Origin of the sequence: Serratia sp. 4542, assembly GCF_016805595.1 — a bacterium.
In the GTDB taxonomy this organism is placed as follows: Bacteria; Pseudomonadota; Gammaproteobacteria; order Enterobacterales; family Enterobacteriaceae; genus Serratia; species Serratia nevei.
In genome coordinates, this window is the sequence record NZ_RXKV01000013.1 from 49,870 (window position 1) to 75,178 (window position 25,309).

Consider the following 25,309-nt stretch of genomic DNA (forward strand, 5'->3'; position numbering starts at 1 on the left):
CCTTGGGTTACGACAGCACCGAAGAAACCAGCAGCTGGGTATAAGGATGGTGCGGATCGTCCAGCACCCGGTCGGTCAGGCCGCTCTCCACCACTTCGCCCTGTTTCATCACCAGCAGGCGGTGGGCCAGCAGCCGGGCCACGCCGAGATCGTGGGTGACGATCACCGCCGCCAGCTGCATCTCCACCACCAGGTTGCGCAGCAGATCGAGCAGGCGCGCCTGCACCGACACGTCCAGCCCGCCGGTCGGCTCATCCATAAACACCAGCTTGGGGTGGGTGACCAGATTGCGGGCGATTTGCAGCCGCTGCTGCATGCCGCCGGAGAAGGTGGTCGGCAGATCGTCGAGGCGCGACAGCGGGATTTCGACGTCTTCCAGCCACTGGCCGGCCTGGCGGCGAATGTCGCCATAGTGGCGCTGGCCGATGGCCATCAGCCGCTCGCCGATGTTGCCGCCGGCGGAGACCTGCGGTCGCAGCCCGTCGAGCGGGTGCTGGTGCACCACGCCCCAGTCGGTGCGCAGCAGGCGGCGGCGATCGCTCTCCGCCATGGCGTACAGATCCTGTTCCTGGCCCGCCTGCGGGCGGTAAAGGATCTGCCCACGCTGCGGCGCCAGCCGCGCCGAGATCGATTTCAGCAGCGTGGTTTTGCCGGAGCCGGATTCGCCGACGATGCCCAGCACTTCGCCGGGATAGATGTCGAACGACACGTCGCTGAAGCCCTTGCCGGGGGCGTACAAGTGGGTAAGCCGGTTCACCGACAGCAGCGGAGTGGTGCTCAAAGGGGTGGAAGTCATCAGTGCTGCGCCTCTTGCGAAGATTGCGCCAGCTGCTGCCGGCAGTAGTCGGTGTCCGAACAGACGAACATGCGGTTGCCCCGATCGTCGAGCACCACCTCGTCCAGGTAGCTGTGGCGCGAGCCGCACAGCGCGCAGGGTTCGTCCCACTGCTGCACGCTGAACGGATGGTCGTCGAAGTCCAGGCTCTCCACCTTGGTGAACGGCGGCAGGGCGTAGATGCGTTTCTCTCGCCCGGCGCCGAACAGCTGCAGCGCCGGCATCATGTGCATTTTCGGGTTGTCGAATTTCGGGATCGGCGACGGATCCATCACGTAGCGATCGTTGACCTTCACCGGGTAGGCGTAGGTGGTGGCGATATGGCCGTAGCGCGCGATGTCTTCATACAGCTTCACCTGCATCACGCCGTACTCCTCCAGCGCGTGCATCTTGCGGGTCTCGGTTTCGCGTGGCTCGATAAAGCGCAGCGGCTCCGGGATCGGCACCTGATAGATCAGGATCTGGTCTTCGCGCAGCGCGGTTTCCGGAATGCGGTGACGGGTCTGGATCAGGGTGGCCTCCGGCGTGCGTTCGGTGGTTTCCACCCCGGCGACGCGCTGGAAGAAGCGGCGGATCGACACCGCGTTGGTGGTGTCGTCGGCACCCTGGTCGATCACCTTCAGCACGTCGGCGCGGCCGATAACGCTGGCGGTGAGCTGAATGCCGCCGGTGCCCCAGCCGTAGGGCATCGGCATCTCGCGGCCGCCGAACGGCACCTGATAGCCGGGGATTGCCACCGCCTTGAGGATGGCGCGGCGGATCATGCGCTTGGTCTGCTCGTCCAGATAACCGAGGTTATAGCCGGTCAATACTTCACTCATTGCGGGCCTCCTGACGCTCGCTGTATTCCTGTCGCAGCCGCTTGAGCAGCTCCAGTTCGGCCTGGAAGTCGACGTAGTGCGGCAGCTTGAGATGGGAGACGAAGCCGGCGGCCTCGACGTTGTCGGCGTGGGCCAGCACGAACTCTTCGTCCTGCGCCGGGCCGGCGACGCCTTCGCCGTAGTCGGGGCTCTGCAATGCGCGATCTACCAGCGCCATCGCCATCGCCTTGCGTTCGGCGCGGCCGAACACCAGCCCGTAACCGCGGGTGAAGTGCGGCGGATGGTCCTTGGGATCGACGAAGCCGTTGACCATTTCGCACTCGGTCAGCAGGATTTCGCCGATGTCGATGGCGAAACCGAGCTCTTCAGGCACGATCTCCACCGAAACGTGGCCGGTGCGGATCTCGCCGGCGAACGGGTGGTTGCGGCCGTAGCCGCGTTGGGTGGCGTAGCCGAGCGCCAGCAGAAAACCTTCGTCGCCGCGCACCAGCTGCTGCAGGCGCGCCGAGCGCGAGCAGGGGTAAACCGGCGGATTGCGGGTGATGTCGTCCGGCGCGCTGCCGTCGTCCTGTTCCTCCCGCGCCAGCTGCTGGCGACACAATAGATCGAACACGTGGCTGCAGTTGTCCGGCAGCGGTTCGTCGGCCTGCGGTGCACGCGGCGCCTCGCCTTCCGCCAGCAGCGCGAAGTCCAGCAGCCGGTGGGTGTAGTCGTAGGTCGGCCCCAGCACCTGCCCGCCGGGCAAGTCCTTGTAAACCGCCGAGATGCGCCGCTCCAGCCGCATGTTTTCGCTGGCCAGCGGCTCGCTGACCGCCAGGCGCGGCAGGGTGGTGCGGTAGGCGCGCAGCAGGAAGATCGCCTCCACCAGATCGCCGCTGGCCTGTTTGATGGCCAGCGCCGCCAGCTCGCGATCGTAGATGCCGCCTTCGGTCATCACCCGATCCACCGCCAGCCCCAGCTGCTGTTCGATTTGTTCTGCGCCGATCGCCGGCAGCGCGTCGTCACCGCGCCGCAGCTGTTCCTGCAGCTGATGGGCGGCCTCAATGGCTTTTTCGCCCCCTTTTACTGCTACGTACATCAGCACACCTCCACGCGGGTGGTCCGCGGGATCGCCAGCAGGCGATCGCCGCAGGTCAGCAAGATATCCAGCCCCAGCGGGAAGCGCTGCGGGCGGTTGACCAAATAATCCAGCAGCGCCGGCGGCAGGCGCGGCGCAATCAGGCGTTGGCTCTCGATGCCGGGGCCGGTCAGGCGCAGCGCGGCGCCGTTCTCCAGCTCGCCGAGCTGCACGATGACCGTGGCGCCGAACTCCGGCGAGATTTCAGTGCCGTGCGGTAACGCCTGCAGATCGGCGGCCTGCACGTGCTCATCGAACAGGGCAAAACAGACCTCCTGCGCCGTGGCGGCCAGCGGCGCGCCGCTGTGAAAACGAATGTTTGTTAGCACTTGCTCACTATTCAGCGCCGCGCACAGCTGCAGCGGTGTTTCCTGATCGGCCAGCGTCAGCAGCGCGGCGGTGCTGGCGGCGTTCAGCGGCGCCCAGGCCGGGCCGTTCGGCAGCGTCACCCGGTGGCCCGGTTCGCTCAAGGCTTTAAGAATCAAACGGAAAGCGTGCTGCGATTGGTCTATCGGTTGCTCAAAACCGGTCAATAAACTCATGGCTTAATCCCCTCGCACCAGCGTAAAGAAGTCCACCCGGCTGGCGGCGATCGCCCGGGCGCGCAGCTGGCGCTGTTCGTGCTGCAGCGCGGCCAGCGGCGCGATCAGCTGTTGTTGCAGGCGTTCGCCGTGTTCCGGCTGTTGCAGCAGCGCATCGGCCAGCGCGCACAGCTCGGCGTGCGCCTTGTCGCGCCCGGCGATATAGCTGTAGCCGTAGCCACCGTTGTCCAGCTGCACCACCGCGCGGGTGACCGTCATGTCCCCCAGCACGAAGCGGCGGCCGGTGGCGCCCATGCGCCCCTGCAGCTGGGCCAGGCCGATCTCCGGCGCGCGGATGCTGCGGTAACCCGGGCTGAGGTTCAGCGCCTGCCAGTGGCTGCGCAGTTGCTCGGGCCGGCTGTGCGCCAGCACCGACATCCAGCGTTGTCTCGACTCTAAGGCTTGCATTCAGTGCTCCATCGTCAGTTCAATCATGTCGGCGCGGGCCAGGCTGACGGAGTATTCCGCCACGTCTTCGCCGCCGCTGCGGACGTTAAGGGTGCGCACGCACAGCAGCGGCGCGTGGGTGGCGATCTCCAGCAGCCGGCTCTCTTTGGCCTGCGCGCGGCGCGCGCTGATGCGCGTCTGGCGGCGGGTCAGCGGCTGCTGGAGGTGCTGTTCGATAAACTGGTGCAGCGAACCGCTGTGGAACTGCTGCAGCGCCGGCCACCAGTCCAGATCGGGCAGATAGTGGTCGATCACGCTCATCGGCACACCGTTGACCCGGCGCAGGGTGCGCAGGTGGATCACCATTTCGCCTTCTTCACGCGAGAGTGCGCTGGCGACATGCCCATTGCACGGGCGCAAGACGGCGAGTAAGCGCTCACTGGTGGGGTGGCTGCCCTGCTCGAACAGGTTCTGGCTGAAGCGGGTGTTGGCGTGCAGCGGGTAGTCGTAAGGCCGCATCAGCACCAGAATGCCGACGCCGTGGCGGCGCTGCAGCCAGCCGCGTTCCACCAGCTGATCCACCGCGCGGCGCAGCGTGTGGCGATTGACCTGGTAACGTTCGGCCAGCTGTTGTTCCGAAGGCAGGTAGTCGCCACAGCGGTATTGCGTGCGCAGCTCCTGTTCCAGCTGCGCGGCGATCTGCTGATAGCGGGTGGGGTAAGTGGTCGGATGTCTAGATAACTCCATCATAATAAAAACCTCGTCATACCGATGGCTGTGCGATGAAGGCGGAAGCGGTGCGTTTCATCGTGCGTCTACCCTGTGGTTTTCAAGTTGGCATCATGGTGCCGGGCGCAGATGACAATCGCGTTACGCCTCGGTGGCGAACAGATGAACTATTTAGGACAGCCCGGGCGTGCACGGGCGGCGGCGGCACGCTATGCTGGCGCCTCTGTTGACTGACTCTGGCCGCTACCATGCCGCAACCTCTGAACGCCCCTGAACCCGCCCCACGCGCCTGGCCGCTGTGGAAACCGATCCTGTTTCTGCTGGTGGTGGCCGTCGGCCTCTACTACGTCAAATGGCAGCCTTACTACGGCAAAGCGTTCGTAGCGGCGGACAGCCACTCGATCGGCAAATCGATCCTGGCCGACGGCGCCGCGAGCCCCTGGCTGGCGGCCTGGCAGTACGCGCTGGTCTACTTCACCGCGGTGTGGAAGGCGGCGCTGCTCGGCGTGCTGCTAGGTTCGCTGGTGCAGGTGCTGATCCCGCGCGACTGGCTGGCGCGCACGCTCGGCCACCGGCGTTTTTCCGGCACCGTGCTGGGGGCGCTGATCGCGCTGCCGGGCATGATGTGCACCTGCTGCGCCGCGCCGGTCGCCGCCGGCATGCGCCGCCAGTCGGTGTCCAGCGGCGCCGCGCTGGCCTTTTGGCTCGCCAACCCGGTATTGAACCCGGCGACGCTGGTGTTCATGGGGTTTGTGCTCGGTTGGCCGTTCGCCGCCATCCGCCTGGTGGCGGGCGTGGTGATGGTGCTGGGCATCGCCTGGCTGGTGCAGCGCATGACCGCCAACGATCCGCAGCCCGCCGCGCCGCAGCCTTTGGTGCTGACGGCGCAGAGCGACGAGCGGCCGTTCCTCGCCCGCTGGGGCAAAGCGCTGTGGGCGCTGTTTTGGTCGACCATCCCGATCTACGTGTTAGCGGTGCTGGCGCTGGGTGCGGCGCGGGTCTGGCTGTTCCCGCACGCCGACGGCGCCGTCGACAATAGCCTGCTGTGGATCATCGCGCTGGCGATAGTCGGCTGCTTGTTCGTTATCCCCACCGCGGCGGAAATCCCGATCGTGCAGACCATGATGCTGGCGGGCATGGGCGCAGGCCCGGCGCTGGCGCTGCTGATGACCCTGCCGGCGGTCAGCCTGCCTTCGCTGCTGATGCTCAACAAAGCCTTCTCCGCCCGGGCACTGTGCCTGACGGCGGCGCTGGTGGCGCTGTGCGGCGTGCTGACCGGCGTGGTGGGGATGGGGTTGGTGTAACGGATTCGTGACTTGACGCTATCTCAATGGAGGAGATGGAAGTGGAACAGCGGAATAAACCTGAAATGGACGTAGAGGCGATGTTGCTGGAGCAAGCGTTGCGTGAAAGGGGGGATGCCGCCCTTGAACGTTTAAGAAACGGCACCGCGGTTTATATAAGCCATTCGGAGGTAGAAAAACGAATGGCTATATTTAAAGCGAAAATTCGGGGGTGTTATCGGTGAGGGGGTTGAGGGGGATTCGTTCAGGGCTGGGCTGGCAGGTTCTGTGGAAAGAGCAATATGTCAGCTGGTGGTCGGCTTTGAGCGAGGAGCGGTCGTTTGTAATTGTTCTCTCAGTTGATTGACGAATTACTAACATTATCGTGTTTTAATCAACTGGGATCAGATTAGGAACCTTCTGCGGTGAGGTAAGATCATCAGCCTTTTCCCCAAACATCGGGTAAGGCTGGAAACTGGTGCTCTAGGCTTCGGCGGACTTCAGACCGGCAATGATCTGGTGTTTGGTGAATCGGGCTTTGCGCATGACGATCTCCTAAAAAGACATAATCAGTATGTCGGAAGAGCTCTAAAATTGAATGGTTCGTTTTGGCAGGATGCTTACAAATGCTGCTTTACAAACCGTGTAGCTAAAATTAGAGTGCTATTTTAAGTTTGTCGTTACTAACGAAAGTTACTGGTTTTTATATAAAATATATGGAGATTGAGATGAGCTTCGATTATAAAAAAGCGCGCGTAGACTGCCACAACGATTTTCCCACTAGAGTTTTATTTAGAACAGAAGAAAAATTTAAGGCGCTAATTGATAAAAACCATGGAGCAGCACCTTTCACTCCCATAAGAATGGCTTATAATGATGATGTCACATTTCAAACATGCATTGGGCATTTAGGAGATGGCCTTGAGTTTTTGCCTTTTAGACCAGACTATATGTTTGATCACTGTTTTAAAGTAATTGATGAAGCCGGAAAAAGACAATTTCCCACCCAAGGTGGACTTAAAGGGATTGTACAGGGGGTGGGTAATAAATTGCTCAGCTTACCTAATAACCGCTGGGGGGATATAATTGAATTGCTTGCCTATAATATTCCAGTGTTAACAAGTTATTATATCACGAAAAGGATATTTGAATCCGAGGCTCAGCGCATAGTAAATGATAGAGATAACAAGTCTAGGCTGGCAAAAAGAGCAAGGGCATGTTTCCACGCAGGCCAATATGAAGAATTTATTAAAAAGTTTGCTTGTGATTCTAACGGTGTGTTTTCAATTTCAGCCGCTCTAGATCGAGATAACTTGTTAAGAGCTGCAAAGTTTTTGATGATGATACTTAAAGGTCAAAAAGGCACTAAAACTAAAAACTCAGTTTTTCCGTTACTAGATCTATCCAATGATGGTAACCATTTCCCACCCAATAAAAAGTGCGAATTCATTACATCTGTTATATTGTATAATGCTAGAAATGAGAGGGCTCACGGTTCAACATTAAGCCCATTTAGAACCAGTAAATCCGAAATTAGTAGATATGAAAGTTATTATTTTTCAATGCTCTGCGCTTATATAATTTCACTTGGCATATTCGAATTAAATAGTTTTGGTGGCTACACATCAAATGAAGTATATAGTTGTTGTGAAATAAACATAAAAGCAATGAATGATTTTTTTTAGCAACCAAGTTGGATTTTAGTATCAAGTGCTTTATCTTCTTTTGAGTTTATTCATGTGCGATTTTTGAATGGTCGCACATGAATAATTCAATATTATTTATCAGTCGGAGATTGATGCAAGGAACACTCATAAAGCTTGGGTGCTAACTGGCGCAACTGATAAAAATATGCAACAGCTTCTTTCATAGACGAAAGTGCATGTTCAGAATCATGAGTCAGCTCATTTCGTCTATTTGTTAGCTCAGTAAGCAAATTAAGGGCATCTTCTTCGATAATACCCTCCCAAGCTTGACATTTTTTCCTATTAAATGGCCCATCAAATATTATTAAAAATTCTTTGAATAATTCAAATTGCTCAATGATTGCTAGTTTAGATATTACTGGTTCGACTCTTGATTCATTCAAATCCTTAGGGGGCATAGGAATTTGCACACCGCCATTTTTATTCTTTGGAGGATTAGGACCCAATATTATTCCTGCAACTATACCGAACTCATCACTGGTTCTAAAACAATAAGGATATCTATGATCGATTTGCTTCTGGTTTGCACCCGCTGATAAATATGGACCATTCTTCCAGGCTTCATTATCTTCACCAACACAATGCCAGTCTGCCATTTTTTCTGCCGCTCGAGCATTGTCAAAAGTAAAACATGCTGCCAGCATAGCTCGACCAGATTTATCTAAATAATTTTCTATCATGCCTTTCATAGCCACCATAACTTTGAGGGATGTTTCATTCTAAAATGTTTTAGTAAAAAAGCTACCATTAGACTCAAATTTTATAATATCTCGCTTATGGCTGTCTGTATTTGTAAATCGTATGATTTTTATTTAATCCTTTAAAATTCCGCTGCTGGCACGAAGTGTACCGTATGAAGCACTGCAAGGTCTGCTATGAGCGAGGAGCGGACGGTCACTATGTGCGATTGAATATTTTGTCACGCAAGCATAACATCCCTGTTACAGGCGCTGGATCTAACATCTTTAAATCAGCAACATACTCCACTTTATAAACCCCAGCTCAGGAGATTGCTTTGCAGCCAGAACACTCAAGACTGTATCTTCGCCCTGTAAACGCATCAGATGTGGATGACCTTTTCAGGATTTATGGCGACCCTGCAACAAATACGTTCAATCCAGCGGGACCGTATCCAGATATTGGTCATGCACGTAATGTTATGGCCCGCTGGCTTAGCCACTGGGAGATTTATAGGTTCGGAAACTGGGCTATCGCACAGAAGGAGAATCCAGAAAGAATTATCGGTTTTGGAGGACTTAGCATTATCAGTTATGACGATACACCGATAATGAACCTGGGGTATCGTTTCTCTACAGAGTCATGGGGAAAAGGCCTTGCGACAGAGTTTGCTATATATGCGGTCGGCTATGGGTTTGGTATTTTAAAACTGGCTGAAATTTCTGCGGTAGTAAGACCAAACCATCTGGCATCCCAAAGGATCCTGGCTAAAGCAGGCCTACGGTTCTCACGAGATATTCATGATGTAAAAAATGAGCCCGCAAGCATGCTTTTTACTGTGACTCTGAATGAGTGGAACAATACCTGAAGCAGGGGCTTAGCCATTAGAGTTCGTGCGTAACGTCCGCTCCTGGCACGTAGAGGTCGGTCAGGGGCAGCAATGTCCGCTGTGAGCGAGGAGCGGAAGTTCGCATTTGTCATAACCGCAGGGATGTAGGACTAACATTTGCGTGTGATGATCAACCGGGAGCATGCCAGTACGCTGTACTCCCTAGAAGCCTGATGCTTACATTTGAGACTGATTCTCATCGTGGCGTAGCTTAGGATAAGTACGACAACATGTAATTTTATATTTTTTCCGCATGAAATTCACGATCAAATGGGGGGCTGGTTTTCGTACTATCGTAAAAATTATATTTATTGATGATATTCCCGGCACTATCAACTTCCGAAATTAGATATGTGTCTGTATCATACCCACCTTTTACACCCCATTTAATATGATTCATTATTAGACCATGATCATTAGGTATATTAAGGTATTTACGATATTCATCATCGGGATCAAAAGAAGCTTTTGCTTGTTTCTGTGAATGCTTTATTTCTAACTCGGTAGTAGATTTGACCTCTTCTTCCGTAATTTTCACAGATTTAACCACTTCAGAATCTGTATCAAAGATCTCTAATAAAGCTGAAAGGCTGACGATATGAAATGATTTTCCTTTTGTTGCCTCTCTGAATTCATCAACTAACTCAAACCTCGGATAAAGTGGAGTTTTTCCACTTTGATGCCACCAATCCGTTTTCTCATCTACAGAAACAAAGATAAGATGCTTATCTTTATTTTTTGCCAGATTAAGAATCTCGTGCCAAATTACTAAATCTCCTGCCTGATTCTGATCCTTACTCCTATCTTTATAACCGGGCGGGATGTTTAGCTCACTTCTTCTTTTTAGATCTTTTTCTATAATTGCGAAATCTAGTGCGTCATCATCCAAAATTCTATCAGCTAAGACCTCATGGTACATTTTGCTTACAGGGTCATTCCAGCCCCATGCCTGAATCGCTGAAAGTGTATCTCGAATCTTAGCTTGATAATTCTTTATGGCAATTTTTAGTGATTTTTCTAGCTCAATTAGTTCTTTATATTCGGTCAAGCTCTCAAGTAGTGGATGAACACCAACATAGTTGAAATTTTGATTCGATTTTTTTTGAAGAGCTTCATTTATGTCACTGATTTTTGTAGCTCTATTATCCAAATATTCTCTTACTGCCTGTGCCGGAAGAAACAACTGATCACTTTTAGATAGTTTAGTATAAAGTTCTTTGATTGCTTGTACATTCTTAATATTAGTTGTAAAAGGCAAAAGAAGTACATTTGCATCCAACACCACTAGTGCCTCATCTTTCATCTCAGATACGGGCTGTAATACAAAGCTAAACGAGTCCTTTGGAGAGGGGTAAATCTCTTTTTTGTTAAATTCTTTACTCATATCTTATTCATACTCAATCGTTTGAATTGTTCACTGAAAATATAGCAAGAATTATGTTTCTTTGTCAGTATAATCTGAGTTATTACTGCAAAAAACCTGACCCAACCGGTAACATAAAGAATACGCCTAATCAAGATTTTTTATATCGGGAAATTATTAAAAATTCTCAGTAACACACTAGTTGCTCCCAAAGTGTGGAGCAATGAGGATTGATCTGTTCCTATATAGCTTGTTGGAAGGTCCGCTTTTGGCACAAACCTGCCCATCAGATTGTCTCCATGCCGCAGCCATACCCGGTTGAACTGGGGCTAACACGTGTTGAGGAAAGTACCACCAGCTCAACGCAACCTATGCACCACCTGGTTACTGCTGCCGCGCCAAATCAGCGCCGGGTCTTTCAAATCCTGCACGAACTTGCCGTCGATCAGCACGTTGATTCTGTCCACCACCTGCATTTGCTGTGCGTCCAGTTCCGCCAGCCGGTAGCCGGTCCACAGCCAGATATCCTTGCCGGGGCATTCGGCGCGTACCCGTTTCACCAGCGTTAAGATGCTCGACACGTTGGCCGGATGCAGCGGATCGCCGCCTGAGAGCGACAGCCCTTGGCGCGGCACGCGCGGATCGTTCAGATCGGCGATGATGCGGTCTTCCAGCGCCGGGGTAAACGGCTGGCCGGAGTTGAGCCGCCAGGTGCTCTTGTTGTAGCAACCGGGGCACTGGTGCACGCAGCCGGCGACAAACAGCGTGCAGCGGGTGCCGGGGCCATTGACGACGTCGATCGGGTAGTACTGGTGATAATTCATGTGAGGCCTGCCCATCAGGCTATTTTACTGGCCATTTTGCCTCCGGGCAGTGCTGCCACTCCTCACGTACTGCGTGTACGCTCCGGTTGGTGTGCACTGCCCGAAGGCAAACTGGCTGCGACAATCACGCCTGATGAACAGGCTTCTGCCTAGGTTGCACGGCGTTTCTCAGCCGAGCTGCCCGTTGCCGAGGTGTTTCACCCGGCGTTTCACCTCTTCCTGCTTGCCGGCGTTGAACGGCCGGGCATCGGGGCTGCCGAGATAGCCGCACACCCGGCGGGTGACCGAGACTTTGGCCGAGTCGTGGTTGCCGCATTTCGGGCAGGTGAAGCCTTTGCTGGTGCAGGAGAATTCACCGGTGAAGCCGCATTCGTAGCACTCGTCGATCGGCGTGTTGGTGCCGTAGTAAGGCACCCGGCTGTAGCTGTAGTCCCACACGTCTTCCAGCGCCTTCAGGTTGTGCTGCAGGTTCGGGTACTCGCCGTAGCAGATGAAGCCGCCGCTGGCCAACGGCGGGTAGGGCGCTTCGAAGTCCAGCTTGTCGTACGGATTGACCTTCTTCTCCACGTCGAGGTGGAAGCTGTTGGTGTAATAGCCCTTGTCGGTGACGCCCGGCACCACGCCGAAATCGGCGGTGTCCAGCCGGCAGAAGCGATCGCACAGGTTCTCGCTCGGCGTGCTGTAGAGGCTGAAGCCGTAGCCGGTCTCGTCTTTCCAGGCGTCGACGGCGGCGCGCAGGCGCGCGACGATCGCCACCGCTTTGGCGCGCAGCGCTTCGTCGTCATACACGTGGTTTTCGCCGCCGAACAGCGCGTTGATGGTCTCGTGCAGGCCGATGTAGCCCAGCGAAATCGAGGCGCGGCCGTGCTTGAAGATATCGGCGATGTTGTCGTCGGCCTTGAGCCGCACGCCGCAGGCGCCTTCCATGTACAAGATTGGTGCCACCCGCGCCTTGATGCCTTCCAGCCGGGCGATGCGCGTCATCAGGGCCTTTTTCGCCAGCTGCAGGCGCTGATCCAGCAGCGTCCAGAAGCGCGACTCATCGCCCATCGCCTCCAGCGCGATGCGCGGCAGGTTGAGGCTGATGACGCCGATGTTGTTGCGGCCGTCGTGCACCAGTTCGCCGTCCTGCTCGTAGGTGCCGAGGAAGCTGCGGCAGCCCATCGGCGTTTTGAACGAGCCGGTGACCTTCACCACCTGATCGTAGTTGAGGATATCCGGGTACATGCGCTTGCTGGCGCACTCCAGCGCCAGCTGTTTGATGTCGTAGTTCGGATCGCCGTACTGGTGGTTGAGGCCGTCGCGGATGGCGAACACCAGTTTGGGGAACACGGCGGTCTTGCGGTTTTTGCCCAGCCCGGCGATGCGGTTTTTCAGGATCGAGCGCTGGATCAGGCGCGACTCCCAGCTGGTGCCAAGGCCGAAGCCGAAGGTGACGAACGGCGTCTGGCCGTTGGCGGTGTGCAGGGTGTTGACCTCGTACTCCAGCGACTGGAAGGCGTCGTAACACTCTTTCTCGGTGCGCGCCATGGCATAGCCTTTGGCATCCGGGATCTGCCACTCTTCCGCCACCTGCAGGTGTTTGCGGAAGCTCTCGTCGACGAACGGCGCCAGAATTTCATCGATGCGGTTGATGGTGGTGCCGCCATAGATATGGCTGGCGACCTGGGCGATGATCTGCGCGGTCACGGCGGTGGCGGTGGAGATCGACTTCGGCGGCTCAATCTCGGCGTTGCCCATCTTGAAGCCGTTGGTCAGCATGCCTTTCAGATCGATCAGCATGCAGTTGAACATCGGGAAGAACGGCGAGTAGTCGAGATCGTGGTAGTGAATTTCGCCGCGTTCATGGGCCAGCACCACGTCGCGCGGCAGGATGTGCTGCTTGGCGTAGTGCTTGGCGACGATGCCCGCCAGCAGGTCGCGCTGGGTGGGGATCACCTTGCTGTCCTTGTTGGCGTTCTCGTTCAGCAGCGCGCGGTTGCTCTGCTCGACCAGGCCGCGAATCTCCTGGTTCAGGCGGCCGCGCAGCTCGCGCGCCACATCGCGATCGTGGCGGTATTCGATATAGGCGCGCGCCAGCTGTTTGTACTCGCCGGCCATCAGCTGGTTTTCCACCGCCTGCTGGATCTCGTGGATATCGACGCGCGGCTGCTGCTCCATGCGCTGAGCGACCACGCGGGCGACGGTGGCGCAGTAGTCGGCGTCGACCACGCCCACCGCCAGCGCGGCGCGCTCGATGGCCTGCGCGATGCGCGCTTCGTCAAAAGGTACCTGGCAACCGTCCCGCTTAATCACTACTGGTTTCACGTTGTACTCCTTGTTCCCCGAGGGAGCGTTCATACCCGCCTGGCGTGGCGAGCAACCGTCAAATTTCGCTTATCCACAGGGCAAAGCCGCAGCGCGCAAGGGCTGTGGCGGCGTGTGGATGATTTTGTGGATAACTACTATATATAGGTATTCGTAATTCTTAATGCACTATATATAGATATTGGCGAGATTCTTTTGATGTAGAACAAGGAAAACGGAAGAGCGTGCGCAAGCTGAACAGTCGTCAATCGCTCACTGGCCGATCGCGAAAATGCGCCAGCAGAAAATCAACCCAGACGCGCACCCGCGGCGGCAGATCCGCCGAGGCGTAATAGAGCCACAGCTGCACCGGGCGCGGCCAGCACTCCGCCAGCACCGGCCGCAGCGTGCCCTGCTCAAAGTGCTTTTCGAGGTACCAGCGCGCCAGGTTGACGATGCCCAGCCCGGCCAGCGCCGCATCCAGCAACATTTCTGGGCGGCTCACCACCAATCGGCCGTTCAGATCCAGCGCCAGCGTTTCGCCCTGATGGCGCAGCTGCCATTTGACGTGGCGGCCGTTGCTGGGGTTGCGGTGCAGCAGACAGTCGTGCCGCAGCAGGTCGTACGGCGTTTGCGGTTCACCGCGCCGCGCCAGATAGTCGGGCGACGCCGCCAGCGCCATGTGCATCGGGTAGAGTGGGCGCGCCACCAGCCGGCTGTCGGGATCGACCCGGCTGCCGATGCCGACGTCGAAACCTTCGCCCACCAGATTCACCACCCTGGCGTCCAGCGACAGATCGAGATCGATCTGCGGGTAGCGCGCCAGAAATTGCGGGATTAACGGCATCAGCATCTGGCGGCCGAAGCCGGGGATCATCGTGACGCGCACCACCCCGGCCGGCGCCTGCCGTTTGCCGCCGGCGCTTTCCAATGTCGCCGCCAGCGCCTGCCACAGCGGCGCCACCTGCGCCAGCAGCGCTTTGCCTTCGTCGGTCAGCAGCACGTTATGGGTGTTGCGCTGAAACAGCCGCAGCGCCAGCTTCTCTTCCAGCGCGCGGATATTTTTGCTGACCGCCGCCGGCGTGACGCCCAGCTGGCGGGCGGCGGCGGAGAAATTTTGCGCCTGCGCGGCGGCGAGGAAGGCCGGCAGCAGGCGGTGCACGTCAAAGGGCAGCGACATAGTGGTTGATACTTTCGGTTGAAATTGAAGTGACCTTGAACAGCCTACACCCGAAGCGGCAGAAATGGAAAAATGCCTCATCTTCTTTACGTTCAAGGAATCCTTTATGTCACGCATTTTAGTGTTAACCGCCCACCGCACCCCCGACGAGTCACGCATCAACCAGGCGCTGATCGAGGCCGTGCGCCCGCTGCCTAACGTGACCGTGCACGAACTGATCCGCGCTTACCCGGATTACCGCATCGACGTGGCGCGCGAACAGGCACTGCTGGAAAGCCACGATGCGGTGGTGATGATGTTCCCGTTTTTCTGGTACAGCTCGCCGGCGATCCTGCGCGAATGGCAGGACGCGGTATTAACCTATGGTTTCGCCTACGGCAGCGAGGGCACCAAACTGCACGGCAAGCCGCTGCAGCTGGTGGTGAGCACCGGCGGCAACGCGCAGGCCTACACGCCGGCAGGCTACAACCGCTATCCGGTGCAGGATCTGCTGCTGCCGTTCCATGCGCTGGCTAACCTGACCGGCATGGATTATCTGCCGCCGCATCTGGTGCAGGGCGTGACCGACATGAGCGATGAGCAGTTGGCGCAAGCGGCCGCCGGGGTGGTGGCGCTGATGGGGACATTGTAGGGCGCAGCGCTCGCCGCGCCCTGCGGGATCAGTCTTCGAGCAGCCACCACACCGCTTCGAACGGCCGCAGCGTCAGCGCCTGCGGCTGATCCGCCGAGTCGCTGTAGTTGCTCATCAGCGGGCGCCACTGGGCGGAGGCTTCCACGCCTTCCGCCGCCCAGGCCAGCGGTTCGCGGCTCAGGTTGGCTACCACCAGCAGGCGCTGGCCGTTCCAGCTGCGCTGATAGCACCAGAGCGCCGGGTGATCCGGCGCCAGATCCTGATAGTCGCCGTGGGTTAGCAGCGGATACTGCTTGCGCAGGATGATCAGCTGGCGGTAGGCGTAAAACACCGAGTCGAGATCGGCCAGCGCCGCGTCGGCGTTGATCTGCGGGTAGTTCTCGGCGCAGCCGATCCACGGCGTGCCGGTGGTGAAACCGGCGTGCGGCGCGGCGCTCCACTGCATCGGCGTGCGGCCGTTGTCGCGCGATTTGTCCGCCAGGATCGCCAGCAGTTCGGCGTCGCTGCGGCCCTGGGCGCTCAGCTCGGCGTACATGTTCAGGCTTTCCACGTCGCGGTACTGCTCGATGGCGCGGAAGCCGGGGTTGGTCATGCCGATCTCTTCACCCTGATAGATATAAGGCGTGCCCTGCATGCCGTGCAGCACCATCGCCAGCATTTTGGCGGCCGGCACCCGCAGTGCGCCTTCATCGCCGAAGCGCGACACGATGCGCGGCTGATCGTGGTTGCACCAGAACAGCGCGTTCCAGGCGCGGTTATGCATCCCTTGCTGCCAGTGGCGGAAGATCTGCTTCAGTTCCACATAATCCGGCGCCGCCCGCGTCCATTTTTCGCCGTTGGCGTAGTCTACCTTCAGGTGGTGGAAGTTGAAGGTCATCGACAGCTCTTCGCCGCTCTGCGCCGCGTACTGCTGGCAATGCTCAAGCGTGGTGGAGGACATCTCGCCCACCGTCATCAGGCCGCGTGGCTGGAACACGTCGCGGCTCATTTCCTGCAGGAACTCGTGAATGCGCGGGCCGTCGGTGTAGAAGCGGCGGCCGTCACCCTGGCTGTCGGACGGGAAGTCCTGCTGTTTGGACACCAGGTTGATCACGTCGAGGCGCAGGCCGTCGACGCCTTTGTCCGCCCAGAACTGACACACTTTCTTCAGCTCTTCGCGCACCGGCGGGTGTTCCCAGTTGAGATCCGCCTGCTCGGCGGCGAACAGGTGCAGATAGTACTGGCCGCTGTCGGCGTGCCACTGCCAGGCGTTGCCGCCGAACTTGGAGCGCCAGTTGTTCGGCGGCGTATCGCCTTCGCCGTCGCGCCAGACGTAGAACTGACGATACGGGCTGTGGCGATCCTGCGCGGCCTTGAACCACGGGTGCTCGGTCGAGGTGTGGTTGAACACCATGTCCATCACGATGCGGATGCCGCGCCGGTGGGCGGCGGCGACCAGCTGCTCGAAGTCCGCCATGGTGCCGTAAGCCGGATCGATGGCGCAGTAGTCCGCCACGTCATAGCCGTTGTCCACCTGCGGCGATACGTAGACCGGCGTCAGCCAGATGGCGTCGACGCCCAGCTCCTGCAGATAGTCCAGCCGCCGGGTCACGCCGGCCAAATCGCCGTAGCCGTTGCCGGTGCTGTCCTGAAAACTCTTCGGATAAATTTGGTAGATGACGCCGTTCTGCCACCAGGGGGTTGGGTTGCTCATAGATCAATACCTTTGAATCGTGACAACGGGCCTGCGCAAGCAGGCCCCTACATTCATCTTGCGTCAATTAAACCGGCAGCTCGCCGCGGGCGGCCTTGCGTTTGTAGACCATGATGGTCAGCACCAGCGGGATGACGATCGCCACCAGAATCGCCAGCGAGTAAATCAGCCAGAACTGCGGCTTGATAGACAGGATGCCCGGCAGGCCGCCGACGCCGATGCCGTTGGCCATTACGCCGTCCAGGCCGCAGATAAGGCCTGCGATCGCGGAGCCGATCATCGCGCACAGCATCGGGAAGCGGTATCTGAGGTTGATGCCGTACATCGCCGGTTCGGTCACGCCGAGGTAGGCGGAGATCGCCGCCGGCACCGAAATTTCACGCTCGTTGGCCTTGCGGCTGATGATGATGATGCCGAGCACCGCCGAGGCCTGCGCGATGTTGGACAGCGCAATCAGCGGCCATACCGGGGTGCCGCCCATGCTCTGGATCATCTGCATGTCGATGGCCAGCGTGGTCTGGTGCACGCCGGTGATCACCAGCGGTGCATACAGGAAGCCGAACAGCGCGGCGCCCACCGGGGCGAAGCTGCCGGTCATCACCGCTTTCACCGCCCAGGCGACGCCGTCGCCGATCATGCGGCCGAACGGCCCGATCAGCGCGTGCGCCAGGAACACCGCCAGCAGCAGCGAAACCACCGGCACCACCACCAGATAGAGATAGTCGGGGACGATCTTTTTCAGCCGGGTTTCGATCCAGCCCAGCGCCATGCCCGCCAGGATCGACGGGATCACCTGCGCCTGATAGCCGACTTTCTGGATCACGAACCAGCCGAAGTTCCACACTTCCGGCGTTTGCTGGCCGAGCAGGTAGGAGTTCATCAGCTGCGGCGACACCAGGGTGACGCCCAGCACGATGCCGAGCACCGGCGTGCCGCCCATCTTTTTCACCGTCGACCAGCAGATGGCCACCGGCAGGAACATGAAGATCGCTTCACCGAGCAGCCACAGGAAGTCGTAAATGGTTTTCCACGCCGGGTGCATCTGCGCCAGCGTTTGGCCGTCGGACATCGGGATGTCGCCGATCACGTTGCGGAAGCCGAGGATCAGACCGCCGCTGATCAGCGCCGGCAGCAGCGGGAAGAAGATCTCGGCGAAGTGGGAGATGGTGCGCTCGGTCCAGGTCATGTTCTGGCGCGCGGCGACCTTGGCCTGTTCCTTGTCGGCCTCGTTGACGCCGGTGCTGGCGATCAGCGCCTGATAGTAGTCGCCGACGTCGGTGCCGATCACCACCTGGAACTGCCCGGCGTTGGTGAAGCAACCTTTGACCATCGGCAGCTCTTCGATTTCTTTGGGGCTGGCCTTGCTGGGGTCATTGAGGACGAAACGCAGCCGGGTAATGCAATGGCTGACGGTGGCGATGTTCTCGCGGCCGCCGACCAAAACAATCAGGCGATCAATATCCTGCTGTTTTACTTTGCTCATTATGGGATACCTGCAGAGGTGTTGACTGAGTAATGATCAAAGCTTAGCCACTCGGCTTTTTGAATGAAATGGGAACGTTCCCGGTTTGGGGCGAGGATCACAAAATGACAAAAAATGGTCAACTTCTAAGCAGGTCGTCAGGAAAGTTTGCTGGGCACCACCAGGCGGCGGATCCCCTGTTCGCCGCTGAGCTGCGCCAGCAGCTGCTGCGCCGCCAGCAGGCCGGCGCTGCCGTAGCCGAACTCGACCGACAGGGTATCGGGGAACAGGAAGCTGAGCAGCGGGGTGTTGCCGATGGCGCACACCTGAATGGCGTGCGCCGGCTGCTGCTGCAGGTATTTAATCGCCCCCAGGGCGATGCTGTCGGAGGCGCAGATCAGCGCGCTGGTGTGCGAGTCGATCACTTCGGCGGCGTGCTGGAAACCGCTCTGGTAGCTCAGCTCGCCCAGCGTGGCGCGCGGCGTGAGCTTGAGGCGTTCACAGGCGTCGAGGTAGGCCTGATAGCGGCGCTGGCCGGTGGTGGCGTCGCTGAGCTGCACCCCCAGATAGCCGATATGCCGATGCCCCTGCCGGTACAGGCGATCCATCAGCAGGTTCACCGCGCCGGCGTCGTCGTAGCAGACGGACGAGAAGCCGTCGTATTCACGCACCATCACCACCATTTTTTCCTGCCACGGTTTGAGCATCGCCGCGGTCAGGCCGGTGAAGCCGAACAGGATCACCCCGTCGACGTTGCGCTGGCGCAGCACGTGCAGGTGCTCCTGCACCAGGCGGGTTTCGAACTGGCTCTCCATCACGATCGGGTCGAAGCCCTGCTGATACAGCAGCGGCAGCATGGTGCGCACCGCCTGGTTTTCCGACGGCGAATCGAGACGGGAAACGATGATGCCCACCACCTTGTCGCTCTGGCCGCGCATGGCGCGCGCCGACTTGGAGGGGGTAAACCCCTGCTGACGGATCACCGCTTCCACCCGTTCGCGGGTTTGCGGGCTCACGCTGCCTTCATTGTTCAGCACGCGTGAGACGGTGGATTTGCCTACGCCGCTCAGGCGTGCGATGTCCTTGATGGTCAGCCGGTTTTGCATGGTTTACTTGTCGTTTAGGTTGTAAGGCGTAAATTGACGGCCAATAATGAATGCCCGTCAGCATAGCTCATTTTCCGACGCGGATCTTGATGCAAAACGGGATTGTGACATTGCGATGAACGGCCGCTCCTGCCGCTCTGTTTTTCCCTTTACCGGAGGTTATACCCCATATGGACCCCGACCCGACTGCTTTAGACACTCACTCGGTTCTCCGGTAAAACCTCTCCGCCTGGCGCTGCTGTTTTACCGGTGAAGTACATCACGGTAACCGGTGGCGCGCGCTTCGTCGTTCGCTCCTGCTGCTGAAAAAAAGAATAAGGATCTGCATTGGCAGAGGCTTTTTGGCGTGCCCGCCATCCGCCCGGCCGATGACGATCCCCGTTTACCCGCTGCCGTGAGGCACCGGGCGACGAGGTGCGAACCATGAAACTGAAAAAACTCCCCCGTCAGCTGCTGGGTCTGTTCGCCCGCGGCCTTCCGCGCCGTTTGGTGCGGCGCGACAGCCTGCTGGACAGCGTCGGCGGCGCTGCGCGCGATATGCCGGCCGGCCTGGCGCAGCAGCGGCTGGAATGCGCCGCCGCAGAGACGATGCAGCTGTTTGAGCGTTTCCACAGCCACCCGGAAGGCATCACCGCCCATGAGGCGGAACAGGTGCGCCAGCGCTGCGGCGAGAACGTCATCGACGATCAGCAGAAAGAGGCCTGGTGGCAGCACCTCTGGCACTGCTACCGCAACCCGTTCAACCTGCTGCTGACCGCGCTCGGCATGATTTCTTATGCCACCGAGGATCTGACCGGCGCCTTGGTGATCGCGCTGATGGTGCTGATCTCCACGCTGCTGAACTTCATCCAGGAGGCGCGCTCCAACCGGGCGGCCGACGCGCTGAAGGCCATGGTGAGCAACACCGCCACGGTGATCCGCAGCGATGCGCTCACCGGCAGGAGCGAGCACGTAGAGCTGCCGATCGCGCAGCTGGTGCCGGGCGATATCATCAAGCTGGCGGCCGGCGACATGATCCCGGCGGATCTGCGCGTGCTGTCGGCCAAGGATCTGTTCATCAGCCAGGCGGCGCTGACCGGCGAATCGCTGCCGGTGGAAAAATCCGCGGCGCCGCAGGCGTTGGCGGCCGATCCGCTCGACTGCCAGAACCTGTGCTTCATGGGCACCAACGTGGTCAGCGGCACCGCGCTGGCGATGGTCATCGGCACCGGCGGCAACACCTACTTCGGCCAGCTGGCGCAGCGCGTTACCAGCCAGGATGATCAGCCGAACGCCTTCCAGAGCGGCATCAGCAAGGTCAGCTGGCTGCTGATCCGCTTTATGCTGGTGATGACGCCGATCGTGCTGCTGATCAACGGCTACACCAAGGGCGACTGGTGGGAAGCGGCGCTGTTCGCGCTGTCGGTGGCGGTCGGGCTGACCCCAGAAATGCTGCCGATGATCGTCACCTCGACGCTGGCCAAAGGGGCGGTGAAACTGTCGCGCCAGAAGGTGATCGTCAAACGCCTGGACGCCATCCAGAACTTCGGTGCTATGGATATTCTGTGTACCGACAAGACCGGCACCCTGACCCAGGACAAGATCGTGCTGGAGCGCCACACCGACGTGTTCGGCGCCAGCAGCGAGCGGGTGCTGCGCTACGCCTGGCTGAACAGCTTCTACCAGACCGGGTTGAAAAACCTGCTCGACGTGGCGGTGCTGAGCTGCGCGGAGCAAAATCAGCAGCCGGAAGCGCTGCAGCACTACCGCAAGGTGGATGAGATCCCGTTCGACTTTGTGCGCCGCCGCATGTCGGTGGTGGTGGCCAAGGACAACGAGTATCACGAGCTGGTGTGCAAGGGCGCGCTGGAAGAGATGCTGGCGATTTGCAGCCACGTGCGTCACGAAGACGAGGTGATCCCGCTCAGCGAGGCGCTGCTGGCGCGCATTCGCCGCATCACCGACGATCTCAACCAGCAGGGGCTGCGGGTGGTGGCAGTGGCCAACAAGATCCTGCCGGCGCAAACCCACGAATACGGCGTGGCGGACGAGTCGGATCTGATCCTCGAAGGCTACGTCGCCTTCCTCGATCCGCCGAAGGAGAGCACCGCGCCGGCGCTGGCGGCGCTGAAACAGAACGGCGTCACGGTGAAGATCCTCACCGGCGACAACGAGCTGGTGGCCGCCAAAGTGTGCCGGGACGTCGGGCTGGCGGCCGAGCACCTGCTGCGCGGCAGCGAGATCGAGCAGATGGACGACGAGCAGCTGGCCCAGGCGGCGGCGCGCACCACGGTGTTCGCCAAGCTGACGCCGCTGCACAAAGAGCGCATCGTCAAACTGCTGCGCCGCCAGGGGCACGTGGTGGGCTTTATGGGCGACGGTATCAACGACGCGCCGGCGCTGCGTGCGGCCGATATCGGCATCTCCGTCGATTCGGCGGTGGACATCGCCAAGGAAGCGGCGGACATCATCCTGCTGGAAAAAAGCCTGATGGTGCTGGAGCAGGGGGTGATCGAAGGGCGCCGTACCTTCGCCAACATGCTGAAATACATCAAGATGACCGCCAGCTCCAACTTCGGTAACGTGTTCAGCGTGCTGATCGCCAGCGCCTTCCTGCCGTTCCTGCCGATGCTGCCGCTGCACCTGTTGATTCAGAACCTGATGTACGACATCTCGCAGATCGCCATCCCGTTCGATAACGTCGACGACGATCAGATCACCCAGCCGCAGCGCTGGAACTCCGCCGATCTGGGGCGGTTTATGGTGTTCTTTGGGCCGATCAGCTCGATCTTCGACGTGCTGACCTTCTGCCTGATGTGGTGGGTGTTCAAGGCCAATACGCCGGAAATGCAGACGCTGTTCCAGTCCGGCTGGTTCGTTGAAGGGCTGCTGTCGCAAACGCTGATCGTGCACATGATCCGCACGCGCAAAATTCCGTTTATCCAGAGCCGCCCATCCTGGCCGCTGTGCATCATGACGCTGGCGGTGATCGCCACCGGCATCGGCCTGGTGTTCTCGCCGCTGGCCGGCTTCCTGCAGCTGCAGGCGCTGCCGCTCGCCTACTTCCCGTGGCTGGTGCTGATCCTCGCCGGTTACATGGTGCTGACCCAGTGCGTGAAAGGCTGGTTCGTGCGCCGCTACGGCTGGCAATAACCCGCTCGCCCCCTCCGGCCGGGAGGGGGCAACTGTGATCCCGTCCGCTTTTTCACCGTAACGGTTGGACATCTGTTCTGTGCTGAGTCTTTATCTACAGCGTTGGCTGTTTTCCCCTGCGCCTTTCAAGCCACCGCGTTGTTGTTTATCGCCTAGCGGTGGTTTGAAATTCATTGGGGATATTTTGTTTTTTTCCTCTGAGGAATTTCCGATGCACAGACCTTTCCGTTATACGCTACTGGCTTCATCGTTATGGTTTTCTTGCGGCGCGCTGGCGCAGCCGGCCGGCGATCTGCCGCTGATGCCCTGGCCGCAGCAGGTGGAGGTGACGCAACCGGCGGGCAAGCTGATTTTGGATCACCAGTTGTCGTTAAGCGTCCAGGGTGACGACTTGGGCGACGTGCTGCCGCGCTGGCGCCAGCGCATCGAACTGCAGACCGGCTGGACGCTGGCACCGGCGGTTGAAGCGAAGGGCGGCGCGGCGATCAAAGTGGTGATCAAGGACCGGGTGGCGGCGCTGCCGCTGCCGGGCAGCGACGAAAGTTACCGGCTGGCGGTCACGCCGCAGGGCGCCACGCTGACCGCCAACACTCGCTTCGGCGCGCTGCGCGGCATGGAGACCCTGCTGCAGCTGCTGCAGACCGACGGGCAAAACACCTTCCTGCCGCTGGTGGATATCCGCGACGTGCCGCGCTTCCCGTGGCGCGGCGTCTTGTTGGATTCGGCGCGCCATTTCCTGCCGCTGCCGGACATTCTCCGCCAGCTCGACGGGATGGCGGCGGCCAAGCTTAACGTGTTCCACTGGCACCTGACCGACGATCAGGGCTGGCGCTTCGCCTCCGAGCATTACCCCAAACTGCAACAGCAGGCCAGCGACGGCCAGTTCTACACCCGCGAGCAGATGCGGCAGGTAGTGGCTTACGCCACGGCGCGCGGCATTCGCGTGGTGCCGGAGATCGACATGCCGGGGCACGCCTCCAGCATCGCGGTGGCCTATCCCGACCTGATGAGCGCGCCGGGGCCGTATCGCATGGAGCGCGAGTGGGGCGTGCATAAGCCGACGCTCGATCCGACCCGCGACGAGGTGTATCAGTTTGTCGACACGATCGTCGGCGAGCTGGCGGCGATCTTCCCCGATCCTTATCTGCACATCGGCGGCGATGAGGTGGACGCCAGCCAGTGGCGGGCGTCGCCGTCGATTCAGGCGTTTATGCAGAAGAACGGGCTGGCGGATACCCATGCGCTGCAGGCCTACTTCAACCAGAAGCTGGAAAAGATCCTCGAGAAGCACCAGCGGCAGATGGTCGGCTGGGACGAGATCTACCACCCGTCGCTGCCGCGTTCGATCGTCATTCAGTCCTGGCAGGGGCAAGACTCGCTGGGTGCCAGCGCCCAGGACGGTTATCAGGGCATTCTCTCCACCGGTTTCTATCTCGATCAGCCGCAAAGCACCGCCTATCACTACCGCAATGAAATTCTGCCGCAGCCGCTGGGGGTCGAGACGGCGGTGCAACCGGGCGAGCAGGCGCAAAGCTGGCGTTTCAGCATGCCGCGCCTGAAGGGCAGCGCGGTGGAGGGCAGCTTCACGCTGATCGAGGGCAAGCAGGGCTGGCGCGGCTTTATCGATTTCAACGGCAAATCGCGCCGCGCGGTGCACGACATCGTCTGGCGCACGCCGCAGCAGGTGACGTTCCGCGTCGATACCTGGATGGGCGACACGCGGCCGGTGTTCACGCTGCAGCAGGACAAGCTCAGCGGCTATACGCTGGTCGGCAACGTGCGTTACCCCACCCGCGGCGACAAGCTGGCGGCGGTGCCGGCGGGCAAGATGCCGGTGGTGCCGGACGAGAAAGGGCAGGCCAACATTCTCGGCGGCGAAGCGGCGCTGTGGGCGGAAAACGTGCGCGCGCCGCTGCTCGATCTCAAGCTGTGGCCGCGCGCCTTCGCGGTGGCAGAGCGGCTGTGGTCTGCGCAGGACGTTACCGACGAAAGCAACATGTACCGGCGGCTGGCGGCGATCGACGCCTGGTCGGTGGTGTCGGTCGGCCTGCAGCAGCACGCGGAAACGGCGCGCGAATTCACCCGGCTGAGCAACAGCGTGCAGATCCTGCCGCTGCAGATCCTGGCCGAGGCGGTGGAGCCGGCGCAGTATTACACCCGCCAGCACCTGAAGTTCCAGGCCGGCAACTATCACCAGTTCGAACCGCTGAACCGCTTTGCCGATGCGCTGCCGCCGGAGAGCGGCGCGGTGCGCGACATGCATGCCCAGGTCGCGGCCTTGTTGCAGGATAAGCGCGATAAGGCGGCGGCGCAGGCGCTGCGCGAACGGCTGCAGCGCTGGCAGGCGAACGGCGCTGCACTGCAGACGGCGATCGCGGGCAACCGTACGCTGCGCGATCTGGCGCCGGTGGCGCAGGACGTTGGCGCCTTGGCCACGCTGGGCTTAACGCTGCTGGATCGCCACCAGCAGGGCAAACCGCTGAGCCGGGCCGAGGCCGAGCAAGCGCAGCGCCAGCTGGATGCGGCGGCGCAGACGCGCGACGAAGTGGTGATTGCGGCGGTTTACCCGCTGGAGGCGCTGCTGCGCGGACTTAAAATGGAGTGAG

General features: G+C 59.4%; 21 protein-coding genes. 7 read left to right on the plus strand and 14 right to left on the minus strand.

Annotated features, from left to right (window positions below):
- Positions 1 to 7: 7 nt before the first annotated feature.
- From phnK to phnF, 6 genes are read right to left on the minus strand one after another with little or no spacing between them, the layout of a single operon-like run.
- Complete coding sequence (gene phnK, locus EKL15_RS19580; protein ID WP_038879071.1) at positions 8 to 796, minus strand: phosphonate C-P lyase system protein PhnK; 789 nt, start codon at positions 794 to 796, stop codon at positions 8 to 10.
- Positions 796 to 1,656, minus strand: coding sequence for an alpha-D-ribose 1-methylphosphonate 5-phosphate C-P-lyase PhnJ (locus EKL15_RS19585; RefSeq protein WP_004933420.1), 861 nt, complete (start codon positions 1,654 to 1,656; stop codon positions 796 to 798). Before EKL15_RS19585 ends, phnK begins: the two co-directional genes overlap by 1 nt.
- On the minus strand, positions 1,649 to 2,734 hold the full coding sequence (locus EKL15_RS19590; RefSeq protein WP_187321961.1) for a carbon-phosphorus lyase complex subunit PhnI: 1,086 nt from the start codon (positions 2,732 to 2,734) through the stop codon (positions 1,649 to 1,651). Before EKL15_RS19590 ends, EKL15_RS19585 begins: the two co-directional genes overlap by 8 nt.
- Positions 2,734 to 3,315 carry a phosphonate C-P lyase system protein PhnH gene (phnH, locus tag EKL15_RS19595; RefSeq protein WP_159318876.1) on the minus strand — a complete coding sequence of 194 codons (582 nt, stop codon included), beginning with the start codon at positions 3,313 to 3,315 and terminating at the stop codon, positions 2,734 to 2,736. Before phnH ends, EKL15_RS19590 begins: the two co-directional genes overlap by 1 nt.
- Before the next feature lie 3 nt (positions 3,316 to 3,318).
- Positions 3,319 to 3,762 (minus strand): phosphonate C-P lyase system protein PhnG, encoded by a 444-nt coding sequence (phnG, locus tag EKL15_RS19600; RefSeq protein WP_019453314.1) that lies wholly within the window; start codon positions 3,760 to 3,762, stop codon positions 3,319 to 3,321.
- Positions 3,763 to 4,491 carry a phosphonate metabolism transcriptional regulator PhnF gene (gene phnF, locus EKL15_RS19605; RefSeq protein WP_015376439.1) on the minus strand — a complete coding sequence of 243 codons (729 nt, stop codon included), beginning with the start codon at positions 4,489 to 4,491 and terminating at the stop codon, positions 3,763 to 3,765.
- A gap of 227 nt (positions 4,492 to 4,718) precedes the next feature.
- Between phnF and EKL15_RS19610 the strand changes: the two genes are divergently transcribed.
- From EKL15_RS19610 to EKL15_RS19620, 3 genes are all read left to right on the plus strand, one after another.
- Positions 4,719 to 5,774 carry a permease gene (locus EKL15_RS19610; RefSeq protein ID WP_203090256.1) on the plus strand — a complete coding sequence of 352 codons (1,056 nt, stop codon included), beginning with the start codon at positions 4,719 to 4,721 and terminating at the stop codon, positions 5,772 to 5,774.
- A gap of 35 nt (positions 5,775 to 5,809) precedes the next feature.
- Complete coding sequence (locus EKL15_RS19615) at positions 5,810 to 5,998, plus strand: hypothetical protein (protein ID WP_238423739.1); 189 nt, start codon at positions 5,810 to 5,812, stop codon at positions 5,996 to 5,998.
- A 483-nt stretch (positions 5,999 to 6,481) separates the two neighbouring features.
- The gene (locus EKL15_RS19620) at positions 6,482 to 7,438 is read left to right on the plus strand and encodes a hypothetical protein (RefSeq protein ID WP_203090258.1); all 957 of its coding nucleotides are present in this window, start codon (positions 6,482 to 6,484) and stop codon (positions 7,436 to 7,438) included.
- A gap of 92 nt (positions 7,439 to 7,530) precedes the next feature.
- Here the strand turns inward: EKL15_RS19620 and EKL15_RS19625 are convergent, their stop codons facing one another.
- The gene (locus EKL15_RS19625) at positions 7,531 to 8,139 is read right to left on the minus strand and encodes a hypothetical protein (protein WP_203090260.1); all 609 of its coding nucleotides are present in this window, start codon (positions 8,137 to 8,139) and stop codon (positions 7,531 to 7,533) included.
- A 335-nt stretch (positions 8,140 to 8,474) separates the two neighbouring features.
- Between EKL15_RS19625 and EKL15_RS19630 the strand changes: the two genes are divergently transcribed.
- Complete coding sequence (locus tag EKL15_RS19630; RefSeq protein ID WP_203090262.1) at positions 8,475 to 9,005, plus strand: GNAT family N-acetyltransferase; 531 nt, start codon at positions 8,475 to 8,477, stop codon at positions 9,003 to 9,005.
- Positions 9,006 to 9,264: 259 nt separating this feature from the next.
- Here EKL15_RS19630 and EKL15_RS19635 read toward each other — a convergent pair whose 3' ends face one another.
- The 4 genes from EKL15_RS19635 to EKL15_RS19650 all read right to left on the minus strand — a co-directional run bounded on the left by EKL15_RS19635 (position 9,265) and on the right by EKL15_RS19650 (position 14,679).
- Positions 9,265 to 10,410, minus strand: a complete 1,146-nt coding sequence (locus EKL15_RS19635; protein ID WP_203090263.1) for a PIN domain-containing protein — start codon at positions 10,408 to 10,410, stop codon at positions 9,265 to 9,267.
- 338 nt (positions 10,411 to 10,748) lie between these two features.
- A complete protein-coding gene (nrdG, locus tag EKL15_RS19640; protein ID WP_203090264.1) occupies positions 10,749 to 11,213 on the minus strand; it encodes an anaerobic ribonucleoside-triphosphate reductase-activating protein in 465 nt (154 codons plus the stop codon).
- A 168-nt stretch (positions 11,214 to 11,381) separates the two neighbouring features.
- Positions 11,382 to 13,520, minus strand: coding sequence for an anaerobic ribonucleoside-triphosphate reductase (gene nrdD, locus EKL15_RS19645; RefSeq protein WP_102985537.1), 2,139 nt, complete (start codon positions 13,518 to 13,520; stop codon positions 11,382 to 11,384).
- A gap of 244 nt (positions 13,521 to 13,764) precedes the next feature.
- Positions 13,765 to 14,679, minus strand: coding sequence for a LysR family transcriptional regulator (locus EKL15_RS19650; RefSeq protein WP_203090265.1), 915 nt, complete (start codon positions 14,677 to 14,679; stop codon positions 13,765 to 13,767).
- Between the two features lie 106 nt (positions 14,680 to 14,785).
- Here EKL15_RS19650 and EKL15_RS19655 point away from each other — a divergent pair, with 106 nt between their 5' ends.
- Positions 14,786 to 15,310: an NAD(P)H-dependent oxidoreductase gene (locus EKL15_RS19655; RefSeq protein WP_047729213.1), complete on the plus strand. Its 525-nt coding sequence runs from the start codon at positions 14,786 to 14,788 to the stop codon at positions 15,308 to 15,310.
- A gap of 28 nt (positions 15,311 to 15,338) precedes the next feature.
- Here the strand turns inward: EKL15_RS19655 and treC are convergent, their stop codons facing one another.
- The 3 genes from treC to treR all read right to left on the minus strand — a co-directional run bounded on the left by treC (position 15,339) and on the right by treR (position 19,571).
- Positions 15,339 to 17,003 (minus strand): alpha,alpha-phosphotrehalase, encoded by a 1,665-nt coding sequence (gene treC, locus EKL15_RS19660; RefSeq protein ID WP_203090266.1) that lies wholly within the window; start codon positions 17,001 to 17,003, stop codon positions 15,339 to 15,341.
- A 67-nt stretch (positions 17,004 to 17,070) separates the two neighbouring features.
- Complete coding sequence (treB, locus tag EKL15_RS19665; protein ID WP_203090270.1) at positions 17,071 to 18,486, minus strand: PTS trehalose transporter subunit IIBC; 1,416 nt, start codon at positions 18,484 to 18,486, stop codon at positions 17,071 to 17,073.
- 137 nt (positions 18,487 to 18,623) lie between these two features.
- Positions 18,624 to 19,571, minus strand: coding sequence for a trehalose operon repressor TreR (gene treR / locus EKL15_RS19670; RefSeq protein WP_049271197.1), 948 nt, complete (start codon positions 19,569 to 19,571; stop codon positions 18,624 to 18,626).
- A 423-nt stretch (positions 19,572 to 19,994) separates the two neighbouring features.
- On the opposite strand from treR, the gene mgtA reads away from it, so the two are divergent.
- Positions 19,995 to 22,703 (plus strand): magnesium-translocating P-type ATPase, encoded by a 2,709-nt coding sequence (mgtA, locus tag EKL15_RS19675; protein WP_060421998.1) that lies wholly within the window; start codon positions 19,995 to 19,997, stop codon positions 22,701 to 22,703.
- Positions 22,704 to 22,914: 211 nt separating this feature from the next.
- Positions 22,915 to 25,308, plus strand: coding sequence for a beta-N-acetylhexosaminidase (locus EKL15_RS19680; protein WP_203090272.1), 2,394 nt, complete (start codon positions 22,915 to 22,917; stop codon positions 25,306 to 25,308).
- Position 25,309: the final 1 nt, after the last annotated feature.